14 protein-coding genes are annotated in these 20,676 nt (G+C 40.9%); 8 read left to right on the forward strand and 6 right to left on the reverse strand.

Annotation, left to right across the window (positions count from 1 at the left end; all coding sequences use genetic code 11):
• Nucleotides 1–64: 64 nt before the first annotated feature.
• On the forward strand, nucleotides 65–1,039 hold the full coding sequence (trpS, locus tag G9Q97_RS06015) for a tryptophan--tRNA ligase (RefSeq protein ID WP_166144167.1): 975 nt from the start codon (nucleotides 65–67) through the stop codon (nucleotides 1,037–1,039).
• Between the two features lie 51 nt (nucleotides 1,040–1,090).
• Here the strand turns inward: trpS and G9Q97_RS06020 are convergent, their stop codons facing one another.
• Together G9Q97_RS06020 and G9Q97_RS06025 are read right to left on the reverse strand one after the other, a co-directional pair.
• Nucleotides 1,091–2,677: a glycoside hydrolase family 99-like domain-containing protein gene (locus G9Q97_RS06020; protein ID WP_166144169.1), complete on the reverse strand. Its 1,587-nt coding sequence runs from the start codon at nucleotides 2,675–2,677 to the stop codon at nucleotides 1,091–1,093.
• 72 nt (nucleotides 2,678–2,749) lie between these two features.
• Nucleotides 2,750–3,172 carry a hypothetical protein gene (locus G9Q97_RS06025; protein ID WP_166144171.1) on the reverse strand — a complete coding sequence of 141 codons (423 nt, stop codon included), beginning with the start codon at nucleotides 3,170–3,172 and terminating at the stop codon, nucleotides 2,750–2,752.
• A gap of 197 nt (nucleotides 3,173–3,369) precedes the next feature.
• Here G9Q97_RS06025 and G9Q97_RS06030 point away from each other — a divergent pair, with 197 nt between their 5' ends.
• On the forward strand, nucleotides 3,370–5,097 hold the full coding sequence (locus tag G9Q97_RS06030) for a phospho-sugar mutase (protein ID WP_166144173.1): 1,728 nt from the start codon (nucleotides 3,370–3,372) through the stop codon (nucleotides 5,095–5,097).
• A gap of 51 nt (nucleotides 5,098–5,148) precedes the next feature.
• Here G9Q97_RS06030 and G9Q97_RS06035 read toward each other — a convergent pair whose 3' ends face one another.
• From G9Q97_RS06035 to G9Q97_RS06045, 3 genes are all read right to left on the reverse strand, one after another.
• Nucleotides 5,149–5,991, reverse strand: coding sequence for a universal stress protein (locus G9Q97_RS06035; protein ID WP_166144175.1), 843 nt, complete (start codon nucleotides 5,989–5,991; stop codon nucleotides 5,149–5,151).
• 337 nt (nucleotides 5,992–6,328) lie between these two features.
• Nucleotides 6,329–6,751, reverse strand: a complete 423-nt coding sequence (locus G9Q97_RS06040) for a DUF2141 domain-containing protein (protein ID WP_166144177.1) — start codon at nucleotides 6,749–6,751, stop codon at nucleotides 6,329–6,331.
• Nucleotides 6,739–7,809, reverse strand: a complete 1,071-nt coding sequence (locus tag G9Q97_RS06045; protein WP_166144179.1) for an AMP-binding protein — start codon at nucleotides 7,807–7,809, stop codon at nucleotides 6,739–6,741. The genes G9Q97_RS06040 and G9Q97_RS06045 overlap by 13 nt, the downstream gene beginning before the upstream one ends.
• 114 nt (nucleotides 7,810–7,923) lie before the next feature.
• On the opposite strand from G9Q97_RS06045, the gene G9Q97_RS06050 reads away from it, so the two are divergent.
• On the forward strand, nucleotides 7,924–8,760 hold the full coding sequence (locus G9Q97_RS06050) for a 1,4-dihydroxy-2-naphthoyl-CoA synthase (RefSeq protein ID WP_187357712.1): 837 nt from the start codon (nucleotides 7,924–7,926) through the stop codon (nucleotides 8,758–8,760).
• A gap of 15 nt (nucleotides 8,761–8,775) precedes the next feature.
• Here the strand turns inward: G9Q97_RS06050 and G9Q97_RS06055 are convergent, their stop codons facing one another.
• Entirely contained in the window at nucleotides 8,776–13,818 is a 5,043-nt protein-coding gene (locus tag G9Q97_RS06055; RefSeq protein ID WP_166144181.1) for a PAS domain S-box protein, read from the reverse strand.
• A gap of 324 nt (nucleotides 13,819–14,142) precedes the next feature.
• On the opposite strand from G9Q97_RS06055, the gene G9Q97_RS06060 reads away from it, so the two are divergent.
• The 5 genes from G9Q97_RS06060 (at nucleotide 14,143) to G9Q97_RS06080 (ending at nucleotide 20,313) form a co-directional block, all read left to right on the forward strand.
• Nucleotides 14,143–15,405, forward strand: coding sequence for an NAD(P)/FAD-dependent oxidoreductase (locus G9Q97_RS06060; RefSeq protein ID WP_166144183.1), 1,263 nt, complete (start codon nucleotides 14,143–14,145; stop codon nucleotides 15,403–15,405).
• 121 nt (nucleotides 15,406–15,526) lie between these two features.
• Complete coding sequence (gene pckA / locus G9Q97_RS06065) at nucleotides 15,527–17,104, forward strand: phosphoenolpyruvate carboxykinase (ATP) (RefSeq protein ID WP_166144185.1); 1,578 nt, start codon at nucleotides 15,527–15,529, stop codon at nucleotides 17,102–17,104.
• A complete protein-coding gene (locus G9Q97_RS06070; protein ID WP_166144187.1) occupies nucleotides 17,073–18,278 on the forward strand; it encodes a 6-bladed beta-propeller in 1,206 nt (401 codons plus the stop codon). The genes pckA and G9Q97_RS06070 overlap by 32 nt, the downstream gene beginning before the upstream one ends.
• Before the next feature lie 23 nt (nucleotides 18,279–18,301).
• Nucleotides 18,302–19,489 (forward strand): patatin-like phospholipase family protein, encoded by a 1,188-nt coding sequence (locus G9Q97_RS06075; protein WP_166144189.1) that lies wholly within the window; start codon nucleotides 18,302–18,304, stop codon nucleotides 19,487–19,489.
• Nucleotides 19,486–20,313, forward strand: coding sequence for an alpha/beta hydrolase (locus tag G9Q97_RS06080; protein WP_166144192.1), 828 nt, complete (start codon nucleotides 19,486–19,488; stop codon nucleotides 20,311–20,313). The genes G9Q97_RS06075 and G9Q97_RS06080 overlap by 4 nt, the downstream gene beginning before the upstream one ends.
• The last annotated feature ends 363 nt before the right edge of the window (nucleotides 20,314–20,676 follow it).

Here is a 20,676-nt window from a genome sequence, read left to right on the forward strand (position 1 = left end):
CAAATAACGTTAAAATTGCCGCAAATTATTCTTTAATTGGTTAATTTGCAACAAAATCATAGCAATGGCAAGAGTACTTACAGGAATTCAAAGTTCAGGAAAACCTCATTTGGGGAATATTTTAGGGGCCATACAACCGGCCATTGACCTTATTTTGAAGGATAACAATGAATCATTTATTTTTATTGCAGATTTGCATTCGCTGACCACCATCAAGGATGCGCAGCAAAGAGTGGAAAATGTTAATGCTGTCGCTGCGGCCTGGTTGGCATTTGGCCTGGACATCGAAAAGACCGTTTTTTACAGGCAATCCAGAATTCCAGAGGTAACCGAACTCACCTGGTACCTGAGTTGTTTTACGCCTTTTCCCATGTTGGCCAATGCCCATAGCTTTAAAGATAAATCCGACCGGCTCTCCGATGTCAATGCAGGTCTTTTCACTTATCCGGTATTGATGGCTGCCGATATATTGCTATATGAAGCGGACCTGGTACCGGTAGGCAAGGATCAGTTGCAACATCTGGAAATCTCCAGAGATATAGCCAGTGGCTTTAACCACCGTCTCGGTGTAGAGTTACTGACCATACCAGAAGCCAGAATCAGTGAAAATGTCATGATCATCCCAGGTACGGACGGCCAAAAGATGAGTAAATCCTACAACAACTATATAGATATCTTTTTGCCAGAGAAACAATTGAAAAAAAATATCAATACCATCATTACAGATAGTACACCTTTGGAGGAGCCTAAGGATCCTGATAGTTGTACTGTGTTTAAATTGTTTCAACTGATGGCTGAGCCCTCCCAAACGGAAGTGCTTAGAAATAAATACCGGGGCGGAAACTTCGGATATGGCCATGCAAAAAAAGAACTGCTGGGCTTGATCCTGGATAAATTCCAAAAAGAAAGGAAGGCTTATGATCATTTAATGAAGCACCAGGAGGAATTGGACGCAAAGTTAAAGGCGGGAGAAAAAAGAGCCCGTGCTACTGCCATTGATTTATTGGATAAAATCAGGAAACATCTTGGATTCAAATGATCCCCTGCAGGCATTATATGACCAATAGGTTTGGTTGCGAAACTTATACCTTTAATCTGTTTTAAAAAGCGCTCTGATTACTTCCAGATAATCAAAGCCATGACCCTCAGTCGGTTCTATATGATTGCCTTCCAGGTATTCATTCCAGCAACAAACCATCAAAGTATTGCCATTTGATGGCTGATTTTCGACCAATACCTCTTTGGCGGCGGTAATTTTTGCTTTAAATGATGATTTGTCGGACACAACCTTGTCTTTTAAAGGCTCACTTGGAAATCCGCTCTGCTGGGGCCAGGTACCTCCTGCGGGTCTCCTATCCCACCCCATCGCCACAGGTATCTGATAATCAAAATCAGCGTCTTTTTTAAAAAATGCTGACCATTTATCCCAATGACCCTGATAGGTTTTCCGCATATCAGAATAGCTCTTATTGTTTTGCTCATAAAAATCATGGTAGATGTAAGCGGTCATGCCCTCAAAGCCTAAACCTTTTAACCGGGGGACATAATCCTGAAAAAGCATGCGATTGGTATATTTTCCTCCCTGCCAGGGTTGCTTTGCATCAAGTGGCTTCCAGGTGGTGGGTAGTGCATAGGGTTTTAACGAAGCCGTCATTGCTCCTGAGGTCACTGCAATAAATTTTATCCCCGGGAGCCCCGCCTCTCTGGCCAAATCCTGAGATCTTTGCAGTAAGTCGTCCAATCCTATTCCGTAATAACTTGCCCTTGCTTCGGTATCGTGGGGAAAATACATATAGACCACAGGCCTACCGGAATCATCTTTTAAGTAGTCCTTCCTTTGGAAATATTTATCTATCCACAACAGGGTAATTTTATCATGAACTTTTAGGTACAATTGTTTGTCCGGAGTCTCTCCCGGATAATTGGTGCGGGAATTTATATTTTGCGGGGAAGCCATGCGAAGCCATTGTATCCAGCGGTCATCACTGTCATCGCACCAGTTTAAGGCAAATTTCAGCTGTTTGCCTTCAGGCCTTTTGGCGTTTTCCTGTAATAAAACCTCTAATTGATCATTCCATTCCTCCAAACCCGGAACCTGTACCCGACCATCTCTTTTGGTATCAATTGGCCAATTTTCAGGGTAATACAATTGTGCTTGAGGAGCAAAATTTTTATGGTAATAATAATGTCTGCCAAAAAACCAATTGTAGGCAATAAAATCAATCCCATACTCATGCATGTAGTCCAATTGCTTTCGGGCTACCTCCGGATCATCCCTTTTATAAAAGCCTTTCAACTCTTTTACCGGCTTCTTTTCCAAAAAAGGTCCCTCGTAGGGATAGCTGGCATTATAAATCCTTCCATTGGGTCCCCAGGATCTTTTATCTGTTAAAAAACTACAATTCTCCCTGCCCTGCAAACAAGGCCAAAAACTATCAATGTCTTGTTTATCATTTCCAGAAACATTCCAGGATGGCATAAAAAACACGCCTACCTCTATATCTGGTACATTTTCCCTACCGGAATTCCCATTGACTGCTACATTCTGTGAATTAGATTCATTTTGAGGTTCATCCGTTGAATTCTTTGTATCCTGTTTGTAGACGAAAGCCGAACATCCGGATATCATCCCATTTATAACCAGCAAAGAAATAAAACCAATACTATTTATTGTCATTCAAGCTTCAAATGAGACTTTGCTTATAAAAACTCAGGATTTCTGCTACTGCATCCTATTTCCACTGTTGCCTTATCTTGAGCGCCATAGATCTTTAAGTGGCCTTCCATTGATGACCATCACAAATCTGACTGGATTAGGCACCAGGGCAATTCGCACATCCTGACCATCAAACTGTTCTGACTCGACAGGAACACCTTCCATCCCCTGAACATCATATGTTACCACTCCTCTGGCATCAGGCTGCATGGGAATGTACTTGTTGGCCAGATAGGCGGAAGGCAATAAAACCTCATTATCTGAAGACAAGGTGGCATAAATTTCCTCCAACTTCCCCTCAAGCTCATGGCCATACTTTTCATTTAGTGTGTCTTCCAGATCATGAAGTTGTTCCTCAATTTCATCATAATCAGGATCCGCATAGGTAATCTGACTTAATCTTATGCGCAACTCTACGATTTGGGAAAGTTCCTCATCTAATTTATCGAAATCCATAAAAACTGTCTGCTATTTTCAATTAAAATATGAAGGTAGATAATCTCAAAACATATTCCAACCCCCATTTTAAAAATTGAAGTCCGGGACAGATAAAACAAAGAACGGTCAAAAATCTGACATGCCGTAAAGGGTAAATCCATATAATTGCTTATATTTTGGCTCTAAACCTAAAAACAAAAAAACTTTTTTTACACATGACAGATGCATCCATAATAAACAAAGCGCAATCCTGGCTCAACAGCAACATCGATACCCAAACCAAAGCGGAAATAAATGCCTTGTTAAATGCTGAAGATCCTGCAGAATTGATTGATTCTTTTTACAGGGATCTGGAATTCGGTACCGGTGGCTTAAGGGGTATAATGGGGGTAGGATCAAACCGTATCAACGTATACACCATAGGCATGGCGACGCAGGGACTGGCCAATTACCTGAAGGCAAGTTTTCCCAACCAGGAAATCAGCGTAGCGGTGACCAATGATAGCCGGCTCAACAACACTCTTTTTGCAGACACTACGGCAAACGTGATGACGGCCAACGGGATAAAGGTCAAGTATTTTAAAGAAATGCGGCCAACCCCCATGCTTTCATTCGCCATCAGGCATTTCGGTTGTGAAAGTGGTGTAATGGTAACCGCCTCACATAATCCGAAAGAATACAATGGATATAAGGTTTACTGGAATGATGGTGGACAGGTGGTGGCCCCTCATGATAAAAACATCATTACTGAAGTCTTGAAAATAAAATCGATTGATGATGTCAATTGGAACAAAAATGACGCATTGAAAGAATTCATTGAGGAGGACTTTGATTTGATATACCTTAATGAAGTAAAAAAACTGAGTCTTTCTCCTCAGTTCAATATTCTGGCAAAGGACATGCCCATTGTCTTCTCCCCTATCCATGGGGCTTCAGGAAAAATGGTTCCGGCAGCACTTAAGGTATTTGGATTCGAAAATATCCATATAGTGGAAGAGCAAAAGGAACCTGATGGCAATTTCCCTACCGTTAAATATCCCAACCCCGAGGAAGCTGAGGCACTGGACCTCTCCATCAAATTGGGGAAAAAAGTTAAAGCCGAGCTGGTTTTGGCTTGTGATCCGGATGGTGACCGAACAGCTGCCGTGGTACCCAATGAAAACGGGGATTTTGAATTGTTAAACGGTAACCAAACCGGAGCCCTGATTATTTATTACCTATTGAATCTTTATCGGGAACAAGGTCGATTGACAGGAAATCAATTCACAGTGAGCACAATTGTGACCACTGATTTGCTGGGAGTTATCAGTAGAGATTTTAAAGTGGAATATTTTAATGTACTTACCGGCTTTAAAAATATCGCCAAGGTGATTCTCGCCAATGAAGGAGAAAAGGAATTTATAGCCGGTGGAGAAGAAAGTTATGGATTCCTGGTTGGAGATTTTGCCAGGGATAAAGATGGCGTCTCTGCCTGCGCCATAGTAGCTGAAATAGCTGCCTATTACAGGCAAAAAGGCATGGGCCTGATTGATGTACTGGCCGAGATTTATCAGAAGTATGGATTTTACAAAGAATCCCTGATTTCTATTACCAAAAAGGGAAAAGATGGTGCAGAACAGATTCAGGAATTGATGAAAGGTTTTAGAACCAATAAACCCTCCTCCATAAATGGAATAAAAGTGGAAAAAGTCATCGATGTACAGGAAAGCAGGATATATGATATGAAAGGTAACAAGGAATATCATTTAGACCTGGAAAAATCAAATGTGATACAATTTTACCTGGAGGATGGCAGTAAGATTTCTGCCAGACCATCGGGAACAGAGCCCAAAATTAAATACTATATTTCTGTTAACGAGCCCTTACCCAACAGGGCAGCCTACCGTAAGGTTGAAGCTTCCCTGGAAAGGAAAATAAATGCACTTAAGGATTTCTTTGGCTAATCCCGCAGGAAAAACATTAAAAAGGCCGTCCGGTTATTCCGGCCGGCCTTTTTATTTATCTTTAGTTGTTACATTTAGGCTGATTACAGGTTTATCCAGGTAAGTCACCAAATTTTCTGTTACTGATGGAGAAAAAAGCTGTTGCAAATCGGTCTTTCCATGTGTGATTAAAGCCACAGCATCTGCATTTTCTGCTTTAGCATATTGTATGATTCCTCTTTCGACATTATAAGCACCATAAATATGGATACCATGGGTGTAGAAAGCGAATTTTTCCAAAAATTGAGCGCCCATTTCTCTGATTTTCTGATCCTCCATAAAATTTGCGGGAGTATTCACATAAAGCAACTCAATCTCTCCCCCCAGTAAGCGAATGGTATCTCCCAATACCTGGAAGGCCTTGGCGGAACTTTCCTTGAAATCAGTAGCCAATACCACCTTCTTAAAGCTGAAGGCCTCTTCGCCGGGTTTGACAATAAAAACAGGCACTTCTGATTTTCTCAGTACCGTATAGGTATTAGAACCAAGCACATGGGATTTAAAGCCGTATTTTCCATGGGAACCCATGACGACCATATCTATTTTTTCAAGGGATAGAAATTGGATGACTCTTTCCTTCCCATCGCTAAAATGCAACAGCTCGCTGACAGTTAGTCCTAAGGCACTGATCTTGGATTTTCTGGTGCTCAATTCAATTTTTGCCTTTTTGATCACCTCCAAAGTGTCCGGATAGAGCTTCTCTTGCTCCCTGGTTAATTTGGCCCAATTGACAGGGGTCAGAATCACATGCATGATCAATATTTCAGCATCCACCTTTTGCGCCAGATGGACGGCAAAATCCAAGGCAGCATCTGCATAAGTAGAGAAATCAGTGGGAACCAATAGCTTTTTCATGACGGTTTGGGTTAAAATAAGTATAGATTACTAAATCAAATATACCTATCAGCTGTCAGTTCTCATCTCACATCCGTCAGGGAAAAACATGACAAACATCATAAACTTTTATTTTTCCGGCGTTTTATTGCGTCCTAACAGCAATCGCTTCAGTCAAACAATTACTTATTGTTTTGCTTTTTGGCATAAATGCCGAACAGATAAGAAGCTATGAGCAGGCCACCACAAATAGCGGGTATATACGGATGAGATACTAAATTGAAAAAATATAACATATAAACCAGGGCTGCCAATAGCCCTATAATAGAAACCGTTATTTGCAGGGTTTTGCTGATTCTCATAGGAGGGTGAAGCTTATGGCTAATCCATCCTTGGGTAATTGAATGGCAGCACTTTGAAAGGTAGGCGGAGAAAAAGGATTCCTCACATCATTGGAAAATCCATAGGGGTCCTTGGGTATACCAAAAATATTCTTCCTCATCTTTCCGTCGCCATCCTGGTCATGAAAAGCGGAAATTGCATATTCTCCTTTTTTTAAATCTTTAAAATGAAAAAAAGCTTTTCCATTTTCAATTTTTACCGCTTCCCTTCTGATAGCCTTTTGTGGTTGATCTGGGAATCCCTCAGGGGAATCAAAAACCAATAACTGTATCAAGCCTTTTTGTTGGCCCGTGACATATACCGTAATGCTAAGGGGGGAGTCTGGTACTTCCGGTTTTAAAAAAGCAGCCAGGAAAATAAATACCATTAATTTTTCCATGTTGCTAAAGTACGCAATTGATCTATTTTTCCTGAAGAAGTTATTTTAATTTCGGTCACAAAAACAATGTCTTTTGGATTTTTATACCTGGGAAGAATTGCTTTTGCCTGGTTTAGGAAGGCCTTCCCCACTTTCTTGTCATCAACTCCTTCCACCACTGCAATTAGGGACTGTCCCAATTGATGATCCGGTCTGCCCGTAAAAAAATACTTTTTACCTGGAAAAAATTCCTGCATGAGTCCACTGAGTTTTGCGGTTATTTCCTCAGGGTGTATTTTTATCCCACCCGAATTGATTACAAAATCCGCCCTGCCTTTCCAAATAAAGGAAGCTGAACTTATCATTTGTACCATATCATTGGTTGGCAGCCATTGATCTCCTGTCATGGGAGCCCTGACCTGCAGCCGCTGTTCACCATCAATTTTCAATTCCACACCGGGCAAAGTCTGGTAAACCAAAGGACCGGGTTTTTTCACATCGGCGAGGGCAATGTGAGACACTGTTTCTGTCATTCCATAACTTTGGTATACGCTGCCTTTCAGGTTACTTAAGGCCTCCTTTAAAGGAACGGAAATGGAGGCACCGCCAATAATAAGGTTCTTTATTTTATTTAATGCTTCCTTTGTTCGGGAATTGTTTAAACAAGCCTCCGCCTGTAGTGGCACCATGGCTACAAAATCAAAATCAACTTCCATCAAATTTTCCAATGGATTGGCGGCCGGGAGATGTACCCATAAATGCGCTTCCCATTCCAAAGCCCGCAGCAACATCATTTTACCGGCTATTTTATCCAAATCCAGGCAACAAAGTAATTTCCAACCCTTTTTAACCTTGAAAAATTGCCTGGTTGCGTTGACACTGGATAAAAGCTGCTTTCGATATACTTCGATGATCTTTGGTTCACCGGTAGATCCGGAGGTTTGTAAGCTAAAGCGATCCTGCCCATTTAACCATCGCCGGCAAAATTGAAAGCCCTGCTCAAACTCAGGAGGCAAAGGTCCTTTATCACCTGCTTTGATTTGATCTATGCTGTATAAAATCTGCCCAAAAACGATCATGCCTGTTTTAAAAAAACAAAATAAGCAAAAAGAGGCCAATCAGCGGATTACTTTGCCAATAATTTCTAAAAATTAATTTCCCCTATTATCTTGCCTTCTTAAATTATCCCTTCAATGATCAACTGGACAAAAGTAAAAGAATACAAGGATATTACTTATAATAAATGTGGTGGCGTAGCAAGAATCGCTTTTAACCGGCCAGAGGTTCGAAATGCTTTCCGGCCCCAGACCACTTCTGAATTATATGATGCTTTTCTGGATGCCCGTGAGGATACTGATATTGGCGTTGTATTGTTATCTGCAGAGGGGCCATCCCCCAAAGATGGCGTTTTTTCCTTTTGTAGTGGAGGAGATCAAAAAGCCAGGGGTCATCAGGGCTATGTGGGAGAAGACGGCATGCACCGGTTAAACATACTGGAAGTTCAGCGACTGATCCGGTTTATGCCAAAGGTTGTCATTGCTGTAGTTCCGGGCTGGGCTGTTGGGGGTGGTCATAGCCTACATGTGGTGTGCGACTTAAGCCTCGCAAGTAAAGAACATGCTATTTTCAAACAAACGGATGCCGATGTTACCAGTTTTGATGGGGGCTACGGTTCAGCATATCTTGCCAAAATGGTAGGGCAGAAAAAGGCCCGGGAAATATTTTTTTTAGGTAGAAATTACTCGGCCCAGGAAGCATATGACATGGGAATGGTGAATGCGGTGATTCCTCATGAAGCTTTGGAAAATACGGCTTATGAATGGGCTCAGGAAATATTGGCCAAATCCCCTACATCCATCAGAATGCTGAAATTTGCGTTTAACCTGACTGATGATGGAATGGTGGGACAGCAGGTATTTGCCGGAGAGGCTACCCGTCTGGCTTACATGACAGATGAAGCCAAAGAGGGGCGGGATGCATTCCTTCAAAAACGCAAACCAAATTTCAAGCACATTAAATGGATTCCATAGGTCCTATTTTTATTTTCACCCCAATACTTCCTTTTCTTCGAGGTTTTTGGGAATGGTAAAATAGACACCCGTACCTTTGCCGACTACCGAATTTACCCAAATGTTACCATTTAGGTTTTCTACGTGCTTCTTGACAATTGCAAGTCCCATTCCAGTCCCCGCATATTGATCGGATTTATGCAGTCTTTGAAACAGGACAAATATTTTGTCAAAATACTGCTCTTCTATGCCTATTCCATTATCCTCTACCAGGAACTGCCAGGCATCTGGTAGTTCAACTGCTTTAATGTAGATTTTTAGTTCAATGTGCTTTCTTTTATACTTCAACGCATTTTCTATAAGGTTTTGAAAAATCTGAACCATTGGCGAACGAAAAGCCTTGATGACCGGCATGGGACCTATAGCAAAACAAGCGTTTTTTTCTTCAATTGATTTTCTTTGCAGGTGCAATACATCTTCCAGCAGTTTGCCTACATCCAGCTCCACAAGTCTTCCATCCATTCGTCCCACCCTGGAAAACTCCAATAAATCGAGAATTATTTGTCGCATTCTTCTGGCTCCATCTACCGCAAAATGGATGTATTGATGGGCTTTTTCATCTAGCGCTTTGTCGTATTTTTTCTCCAGTTGGGAAAGGAAGCTTGTCACCATTCGCAATGGCTCCTGAAGGTCATGAGAAGCGATATAAGCAAATTGTTCCAGTTCCGCATTGGACCTGCTCAGGTCTCTGGTATATTTTTTCAAATCGGTATTCAATTGCTTGAGTGAATTTTCGTAAACCTTTCGCTGGGTGATGTCATTTAAGGCACCCACCATCCTGACAGCTTCACCGGATTTATTATCCCTAAGGATATAACCTCTTTCCAGAATTTCAGCCATACTTCCATCCAACTTTTTTAAAACATATTCCCTTTCCCATATACTGGAATCCTTTTGCTCTAATGCATTATTGAGATCAATTTTAAAGCCTTCCCTTTGCTCTGGAGCAATGATTGCTATAAACTGATCCAAATGGGTGAATTCCTCTCCTTTGTAGCCGAGAATCCTCTCAAAACCCTCGCCCCAAAGGGTGATTCCAGTGGAAATATTCCAATCATAAATCGCATCATTGGTGGCTTTATTGACCAATTTGAACCTTTCATTAGAAGTTTTAACCGCCTCAAATGCCAGCTTCTTTTCTGTAATATCCTTAAAATAAACAGATAAACCTTCAGCAGAAGGATAGATGCTGATTTCGACCCATATATCCAGACCGCTGTAATATCGTTCAAAATTTACCACCTCCTGATTCTCCATGGCCTGGTTATATTCCGGAAAAAATTCTCTGGCAGCTTTATCCTGATAAACTTCCCATAGATTGGCACCCAAAACCTCCTCTTTAGGTCTACCCAGAATTTTTTCAGCCTTACGGTTCCAATAGGTGATGATCCAGTCCTTGTCCACTGCAAAGAAACCATCACCTATACTTTCAAGGATACTGTTCCTTTCCTGCAATAGTTTTCTTTGTTTCTCCTCAGCCAACTTTCTCAAATGAATATCCTGTACGCTTCCGAAAATTTTCTGGCATTTTCCACGAAACCATTCGGATTGACCGATACTTCTGATCCATTTTTTATTTCCCCTGGCAGTCTCTATCATCAGCTCCAGGTCGTATTCCTCACCTGTTTGAATCAATTTATCAATGGCTTCCCTGATTTTTCTGTTGTTGTCACCTTTGAAGAAGGTCAGGTTTTTGTCCAAAGTTGGAGAATAGGCCTCATTGACTTCATATATCTCCCTGGTTGAAGAGGACCAATACATGGGTTTGCCTGTACCTTCCAAAATCTCCATTTCCCAACTACCAATTCGGGCCAGCTTGCTGGCTCTGGCGAGCAAATCTTCGAGCTTTTTCTTCTCGGAAATATCAATGATCAGGGAGTCCCAAACGATACTGTTGTCCGGCTGTTTTTGTGGCGTCCCGAAACCCTCATGCCAAAGAATTTTTCCGTCTGGCCTTTTCGACCTGTACTGACAGTGCCACCTTTCCATTTGCTTAGCAGACTTCATGATACTGGACCTTACTGCCTCAAAATCACCTCCGGCTTTTGTTTGATCCCAGATAAGATGAATATTTTCCATACATTCCCCGGGGGAATAGCCATACAGGTCAAAGGCTCCTTTGGTGAGCTGGGTGATTTTATCGGTCCCATCCGGATACAGGTGATATTTAAAAATAACCCCGGGAATATTGTCGGCCGTGACCTGTAGCCTCATCTCTGCTACCTTTTTGTCATGTATATCCTGAAAACTTCCATAAATTCTCGCACACTTGCCATCCCTGAACTCGGCATTTCCAATCACCCTTACCCATTTCTCATTCCCCTTTGCCGTGACCAGGGGCATTTCAAAATCAAAGGATTTCCCTTCCTGAATGGCTTTGCTGATGCTGGATTTCACATCTTCCCTTACATCTTCTCTATAAAAATTGATTCCAGTTTCCAAATCAGGTAAAAAATCTGCTGGTACCTCATGAATCTCCTTTGTCATAGCAGACCAATAAATTGATTCGTTTATCAGATCTATCTCCCAACCCCCAATTTTGGCCAGTTTGGTAGCATTGTCCAACAACAATTCCAGTTCCTTTTGTTCGGTGATATCCTTGGCCACACTGTAGGTAATTTTCTCCTCCTGGAAAATATTGGTGGACCAGGAAAGCCACAAGGTTTTGCCTGATTTGGTTAGGAACCGGTTTTCAAATTTAAGCTGTCCGACTCCCCCGTTCAGTGCTATAAATTCATTATTGGTTTTCTCCCTGTCTTCAGGGTGGGTAAAATCAATGATGCGTGTTTTGAGAATTTCTTCCTCAGAATAACCCAGAAGAGAACACATTGCCGGGTTAACCTTCTTAAAAAATCCGTCAAATCCAGCCACACAAACAATCTCGGGAGCAGCATCGTAAATCCTTATTAATTGCTCCTCTAACTCTTTTCTCTGAATCTCGCTTCCAAGAAAATCCTCCAGCTCTTTGAAAAGGGGTTTATGGATTAAAAGTTTATCGACTGTTGTCACTGAGCCTAATAACAACACACCGGTAAATTCCCCATAGTGACTAAGTGGAATTCCAAAAGCACAAAGTAAACCTGATGCTAGTGCAGCTTCTCTACGAATAAAGCTCTCTTTCTTGTAAATATCATCCCAAATGACCATTTGTTTTGATTGCCAAACCATTCCAGGCAGTCCTTCTCCTTCTGATAGCTGGATCTTTTTTTCCATTCTACCGTAAAATGATTCCTTTCGCTTTTGGTCTGCATGATGGGCGAATAAATCCAATCGCTCACTGTTGGTGTTCAACAACCAAATCTCCCCTATTTGAAATTTCCCGAATTTCATCAAATGTGAGAGCAGTGAAACCAGGCTTGATTGTAAGGTTTTTTCTCTTTTAAATATTTGACTGATCTCAGATAAAAATTGCTTCTGAATACTTTCTCTCCTGCTATTGGTGATGTCATGCATGGCCCCAATCACCCTTTTGGCCCTGCCATTGGAGCCTCTGATAACCAATGCTTTATTGCTTACATAGGCATAAGACCCATCTGACTTTAGGTATCGGTGTTCATATGCCCAATGGTTTTCTTTACTTTTCACCACCTGGGCTGATGATTCTATGACATTGGAAATTTCTTCGGGATGAAGTCTTTTGACTACTTTTTCTACATCCGGCAGGTGATTATCAGAAGGAATTTCACCAAAGATTTCCTGATAATTGTCTCCCCAATAAACCCGTTTTGCCTGGAGATCCCAATCCCAGATCACATCTGAAGTGGCCTGAGTAACGTATTTGAATCGTTGGTTGCTGGATTTAATTTCCTCTTCCACCTTTTTCCTCTCTGTAACGTTTTGAACCGTTCCAAAAAGCCGGACAATAGTTCCATCCTCGTCGATTTCACTGTAGCCATGTTCTTCTATTACCCGTTCTTCCCCATCGGCTGTAAGTATTTGATAGCTGATGGAAAATGGCTCGCCCGTTTCCTTAAACCGTCTATACGTTTGGCCTACCATGCTCTGGTATTCCTCAACAACCAAATCCAAAAAAGAACGATAATTGACCGAAAAGGTCTCCTTTTTAAGCCCAAATACATGATAAGATGCATCTGACCAAATCAACTGCTGTTGCTTGAAATCATAATTCCAGCTCCCCATATTGGCCATTTTTTGGGCCTCGGAGAGCAAAGCCTCATTGGTCCTTAATTTGGATGCCGCCTCCTTTTGGGTGGTGGCATCACTGCCAAAACAATAAGCAATTTTATCTTCAGGATGCCAGCGTGCGGACCAAATGATGGGGATAATCGAACCGTCTTTTCTAATGTGACTATTTTCAAAACTAACATTGGACTTTCCCTTCATCAGTTCCAGAGCAGTCCGAAGACTTTTGTACCGATTTTCCCTAGACACCAATTCCAAAAATGACTTTCCTTTCAATTCGCTTGCGGGGTATCCAAAAAGGCTCTTGACTGCTTCACTCAACCAAAGAAAATTTCCTATCTCATCAATGGTACAAAATACGTCCAATGACTGTTCCAGTAACCTATTCAAATTTCTTTCGGTCCTTTCCTGCGCCAATTTGGCATTTTTCAATTCCTTTTTCAGGTTGCTGACCGTATTTTCATCAGAATTCGGTGAAATCTGATCATTCCTTCCATTAAAAAAAACCTCTGCATCCAATTTCTCAAAAATAATCAGGAAGTAGGTTTCATTTGACTTGCCTGAAACTAGTGGCCTGACAATGATCCGAATTGGAAATAATCCACCAGAAAAAGAAAGTCTGTTTATATTTCCATTTTCATTGCTATTTTTATCCATCGCCCTGGCTATCAATTCATTGATTTCCAGCTTTAATTCAGGTTTTATGGCTTCCAGTAAATTGACATTCTCCTTCTTTTTTGAAAATAAAAGGAATGAACGCGTATCTCCATTTGTCTTCAGGATTTGCTGGCTTTTATCAATGATCACATAGGGATGCTCAAAAGAACTGAATAAGGCATCCTTCACCATCTCTTGAAATGAAGCAGAGCTTTCCATGTTTTTTGTTTGGGGCTAGGGTTTATAATTAACTAATCTGGCTTTATCCACTGGGGTTTTTTGATTTCATTAAAGGCCATAAAAATGTGTACTGTTAACAATCAGATGTTTAACACTTCTTGGATTAGCTACTCGAAATAATTAATTTGTTCATGAATGTGCTTTTTTAAACGTACAGAATACAAATTACAACTGACTGGTTTTCCTGTTGATTCCAATTTTTTAAAAATACCAAAACATATGGACTTTGATAAGTATTGTGATTTTTATTACATACTAATTTGTTTTTATTTCATTTTTTTAAGTTTATAAAACCAAAAACCAATGAAAAAGTATAAAATTTTAATTATCGGAGGAGGAACAGCCGGGATCATGGTTGCTGCCAGATTGAAAAGAGCTGAGAAAAATTTGCAAATAGGATTAATTGAACCCTCTGATAAACATTATTACCAACCTGCCTGGACTTTGGTAGGGGCTGGTACATTCGATATGCAAAAAACCATCAGGGAAGAGAAAAACTATATACCCAAAGGAGTAGATTGGATCAAAGATGCGGCAACGGCCATAGACCCTGAGACAAAAACAGTTAATACTGCGGCTACGGGTCAAATTGGATATGAATACCTTGTTGTCGCACCGGGATTGGTAATGAATCTTGATGGAATAGAAGGATTGAGAGACAGTCTGGGCAAGGAAGGGGTATGCTCCAATTATGTGGACCCGGAATATACCTGGGAGGTTCTACGCAATTTCAAGGGTGGTAATGCCGTATTTACCCAACCTGCCACCCCCATCAAATGTGGCGGGGCTCCACAAAAAATCATGTATCTGGCAGAGGATTATCTCAGGAAAAATGGTTTGAGAAACAAGTCAAACGTAATTTTTGCCACCCCTGGTACTGTTATTTTCGGGGTTAAAGATTTTGCAAAGACCCTGAACAAGATTATTCAGGAAAGAGACATCTATTTCAAACCGTTTTATACGCCTATTAAAATTGACTCGAAAAACAAAAAAATCCATTTTAAATATTCACAATCCGGTATTAACAGTTGCGTAGGAACTGAAGACAATCGGATCAAAGAGGAAGTTGTCAGGGACACCGAAATCGTAATGCCCTATGACATGCTTCACCTGGCCCCTCCACAGGAAGCGCCAAAATTCATTCAACAATCAAAAATAGCATACCAGGAGGGCCCCTCCAAAGGCTGGGTTAAGGTGGATATCAATACTTTACAACATCTTGACTACCCGGAGATCTTTGCTTTAGGAGATGTAGCGGCTCTTCCCACAGCCAAAACAGGTGCTGCTATTCGGAAACAAGCACCTGTTGTAGTGAGCAATTTGCTCCATCTGGTCAAAAATAATAAATTGGGTGAAAAAATATATGAAGGATATTCCAGCTGCCCTCTCGTAACCGGTTATGGTAAAATGGTTCTGGCTGAGTTTAAGTATGATAACGTAAGGGATAGTGATCCCATTTTAAGCAAGATTTTTGATACCTCTAAGGAATTGTACCCCATGTGGTTGCTGAAAAAATATGGCTTGCCCTATCTTTACTGGAACCAAATGCTAAGGGGTAAAATGTAGATTCATTGGATTACAAAAGAATGTGAAATCCTGATACATATCATCCTTTCACATTTTTTTTTGATAATTTTAAGATAAGGTTGTATTTTCAAATCCCAAATAATAAAAACCAATATTATTTATGGAGTTTAATTTACAAGCTTACGGCATTGAAGTTACTAATATCCTGAGAAATAGTGAAAAGGCCATCTTATATGAATCGGCTTTAAAACTTGAGAAGGGTTCTGCTATTTCAAGTAAAGGAGCCCTAATGGTCTATTCAGGCAAGAAAACGGGCCGAAGCCCAAGAGACAAAAGGGTGGTGAGGCACGCTGCTTCTGAAAAAAATATAGACTGGGGACCTGTTAATTATGGAATGGATGAACATACCTTTATGGTTAACAGAGAAAGGGCCATTGATTACCTCAATACAAGAGAACATTTGTATGTGGTGGATGCATTCGCAGGCTGGGACCCCAATTATCGGTTGAAAATCAGGATAATATGTACCAGAGCTTATCACGCCCTTTTTATGCAAAACATGCTGATCATGCCTGAAAGAGAAGCATTAAAGTCTTTTGGCGAACCCGATTACGTCATTTTTAATGCGGGCAGTTTCCCTGCAAATCATTTTACCACAACCATGACATCCAAAACCAGTATTGGATTAAGTCTGGAAAGAAAAGAAGTTGTCATATTGGGAACAGAATATGCCGGAGAAATGAAAAAAGGTATATTCTCGATTATGAATTACCTGATGCCATTGCAGGAGGTTTTACCCATGCACTGTTCGGCGAATGTAGGCAATGAAGGGGATGTATCCTTGTTATTCGGCTTATCCGGAACCGGCAAAACAACTCTCAGTGCAGACCCCGGTCGAAAACTCATCGGAGATGATGAACATTGCTGGCACCGGGATGGGGTTTTTAATATTGAGGGGGGATGTTATGCCAAGGCCATTGATTTGAGCGAAGAAAAGGAACCGGATATTTTCAACGCCATTCGGTATGGCACCGTACTGGAAAATGTAGTATATGATCCTGAAACCAGGGAAGTAGATTATTCCGACACGGCTATTACCCAAAATACCCGGGCCTCCTACCCCATTGATTTTATCAATAACACACAAATCCCCTGTATCGCAGGACCACCTAAAAACATCATTTTTCTTACCTGTGATGCATTTGGGGTGCTGCCTCCCGTGAGCAAACTCAATCCCGAACAAGCCAGTTATCACTTTATTTCGGGATATACCGCCAAAGTTGCAGGTACAGAAATGGGGATCAAAGAACCTCAGGCCACTTTCAGTGCTTGTTTTGGAGCGGCTTTTATGATGTGGCATCCCAACCGGTATGCCGAACTACTGGCCAAAAAAATGAAGGAATGCGATGTTTCAGCCTGGTTGGTCAATACCGGATGGAGTGGTGGAGCGTATGGCGTTGGTTCCAGGATAAAACTTAAATATACCCGTGCCATTTTAGATGCTATTCACAATGGTGATTTTGATGTCGTGAAAACCCAGCGGGAGGAAGAATTCGGGTTGGAGATTCCCTTGAGTTGTCCCAATGTTCCTTCAGAAATATTGGTTCCGGAAAATACCTGGAAAGACCAGAAACAATTTTCAAAATTAAAAAGCAAGTTGGTAAGTCTGTTTCGGGAAAATTTTGAGAAATTTAAAGATCATGTTGATGAAAGTATTGCCAAAGCAGGACCCAATTAATAAATTCCGGAACTTTAACGGTCACCTCACGATCATTTTTTTTCTGGTATGGCTTTTTGTCCAATGTCAACCTAAGGAAAAGAACATTCTTCATACCTCCTCCATTCTATTGGATGAGAATTCGCTTTTCAATTTTGAGGACTGTGTATCAGCTATTGAATTTATTCCTTTACTTGCCCCGAAGGACAGTCTGATAAACCTATCCTGCAGGGTTCACGAATTGGTCGTCAATGACAAGTTTTACTATGCCAGCAGATGCCACAATGACTTATCCATCCACTCTTTTGATTTAGCGGGCAATCACCTCAGAAGTTGGAACAGGAAAGGAGATGGTCCGGAAGAATATCCATCCTTGCACGGATTGATGGTGGAAAACAATGAAATGTATATCAATACAGGGAGAGGAACCATTGTTAAGTATGGCCTTCCGGCGTTTGAATTTAAAGAGCAAATAGATTTGGGAGCCTTTAACTTTGTACCTACAGTTTCATTTATTTCTCCTAAAAGATTCTTGATATCATCCGAGCCTTCTGGGAATGAAAGAAATAAAATATTCCACGATATTCAACTGGAACCAAAAACCTCAAAAACCCTCCCTGTTGCCAGCCTGCCATATAGTGGTGAATTGAATCCTGGACTACTCGCCAAAATGGAAGGTAGTCATTTATTAAATTACGGGCTTTCCGACACCATTTACCATTATCATGAAGATTCTACATCAATTTATGCTACCCTTGATTTTGGCGACAAAAGCATAAATCCAGTTGATTTCGAACTGGAAGGTGGGGAATTCATAGAAAAAGTTTTGCTTTCACAAAATTACGCCTTTAATACAGGCCATATCAGTATTAGCGGTGGAACCTTGAAATTATTGGCCTACGGAATACAGAAAAACCCTGATTTCAACAGGGATGACCTTTCCACATTTCCTTTTTATGATGTTTTTATCCATCCTGATACAGGTATGAAAAAGATTACCAAAGCTTTAATGGATGTACGGAATAAAAGTTATTCCAGCGATGGGTATTTTTATCAGGTGATGCAACAAGAGGATTGGCAGAGAGCATTGGATGAGTCTTATTTTGGGAAACATGAAAAAAAACTCCTGAAAAGCATTCAAAGATTATCTGATGAAGAAGATCCTATAATTCTCAAATATAAAATTGCATTTTAACTTATTTTTTCGCAATTTCTGAAATGAAGAAATTAGCCTTGGTTTTAAGTGGGGGTGGCTTTAATGGGGCTTTCCAGATTGGTGCTTTGAATTATCTCAGGGACCATTGGAAAACTCTGGGTTGTGACCGGGATCCCCTGAATTTTGATATTGTAGCAGGGGTTTCGGTAGGCTCACTGAATGGCGCATTAATCGCCAGCAATCAATTTGATGAGTTGAGTGAGATCTGGTCAAATGTCAGGACCAATGGTGTGGAGGAAATTTACACTTCAGATTTTATAGATACCCAATCCAGCTCCGAAGAAGTAGTTTTCAAAATTAATCCTGCAATTTTATTTGAAAGGTTCATCCCGGATTTTAAGCCCGATCTATCTTTTTGGGAAATATTACCCTTGATTTTTTCGAATAAAAAGCAGCGGGATTTTTTGCGGAAAACCTTGGATCAGGCAGCTGAAAGCTTTACCCTTAACTTTAGTGAATTTAAGGCTTTGGCAGACAATGCCCCTCTTGGAAAAAAACTTGAAGGCCTGCTAAAAAGAGCCAATATAAAGGATAGGCTTTTCCGATGCGGGTTTGTCTCATTGAATGATGGGAAATACCATGCTGTTGAAAGCCAGGAGTTTTCCTCAGATGAGGATTTTCAAAAAGGCGTCCTGGCATCCTCGGCCATCCCCATTGTTTGGGAGCCTGTTCCAACGATACACACCAGCCGGGGAAGGCTTGAACAACTGATAGACGGGGGCATCAAAAATGTATCTCCGCTGGGAGATGTATTGGAAGATATTAACCAGGATCCGGAACATGATTATACCTTAATGATTATTAATTGCAACGCTCACGAGCCTATTCCGGGCAATTATCAGCAAGCCAATATTGCTCAAATAGCGCTGAGGGCTTTGACGGATATCAGTCTCAATGAAATATTCAACAACGATATCAGGGAATACCTGAGAATCAATGATATCCTGCATCAGGTTGGAGCGGAGCAGACCCTTTATAATTTCAATTACAAACTCCGGCGAAGGACGGATCAAAAACTAAAAGCATTTAAAACCATAATTATCCAGCCTGATTCCGGTTATCTTGGAGACAGCCTGGTTTCTACCAAAAGGTTGTTTGACAAAAGAGTAGCACACGGCATAGAAAAAGCCGCAGAGGCAATGCACATCATCAAACATCAGGGATTGAAGTTTAAAACCATTATCACATGAAAAATACAAATCTTCAAGCAATAGGTGCCCTATTCCTTTTCTTGCTTACTGTTTCACTTTCTTTTGCCCAGGATACCATCAAAGAAGTGTACAAAATCGCCTCAAAAGACAGCTTGGGTCTGGAAATTTTTATTCCGGACGACACAAACTCATTAAGGCCGGCAATGATATTCTTTTTTGGAGGCGGTTGGAACGGTGGCTCTCCCGACCAATTTAGGCCACATGCGGCATTTTTTGCCCAAAAAGGGATGGTTACCGTTTTGGCAGATTACAGGGTCCGGTCAAGGCATCAAACCAGCCCTTTCGAGGCATTGGAGGATGCCAGGGCGGCAATGAGATACCTCAAATTAAATGCTGAAAAGTGGGGTATTGATAGCTCCAGAATCGTAGCCTCAGGAGGATCGGCAGGAGGTCATTTGGCTGCAGCGACTGCCCTAACCAAAATCGTAGATACTTCTCAGGAAAACTACCCTGATCCAAAACCTGCTGCCCTGGTGCTTTTCAATCCGGTCATTGACAATGGTCCTGGGGGTTATGGTTATGAACGGATTGGAGCCCATTACAAGGAATTCTCACCCATCCACAACATTACCGAAGGAGCCCCTCCTACCCTTTTCTTTTTAGGAACAGAAGACCGGTTGATACCAGTAATCACAGCTCAATACTACCAAATGGTGATGGAAAAGGTGGGGAGTTATTGTGAATTGATTCTTTATGAGGGGGAAGGACATGGTTTTTTCAATTTTAAGAACCATGATATTTACCAACAAACCATCGAGGAAACATCTGATTTCTTAATCAAACAGGGATTCATAGCAGAATAATTTTCAATCCAGGAAAGAAGCTCTGCAATTTGAATACAAGTTGTGATTTTAGGGACTATGGTTCCCGAAAGATACATCCAAATATTTTCTTTACTTTACCTTATAATTAACTATTCAATTATTTCAACCTAATTAGGATCATGGTGTATTCCCTATTCGCTTGCCAGGAGCTGGCAAAAAAACACATATTAAATGTATAAAATACATTTAATATGTGTTTTTTTGCCTATTTTACTAAAATTTAATTTTGATTATTCTTCGATTATGGAATTTTATATTTTTTTTAATTTTTTCTAAAATATAAGTTTATTGGAGCCTTGTCCTTCCATTTCTTTTTGTTAAGTTTAAAAAATTATTACTAAT

The sequence above is a fragment of the Cyclobacterium plantarum genome, assembly GCF_011290685.1.
In the GTDB taxonomy this organism is placed as follows: domain Bacteria; phylum Bacteroidota; class Bacteroidia; order Cytophagales; family Cyclobacteriaceae; genus Cyclobacterium; species Cyclobacterium plantarum.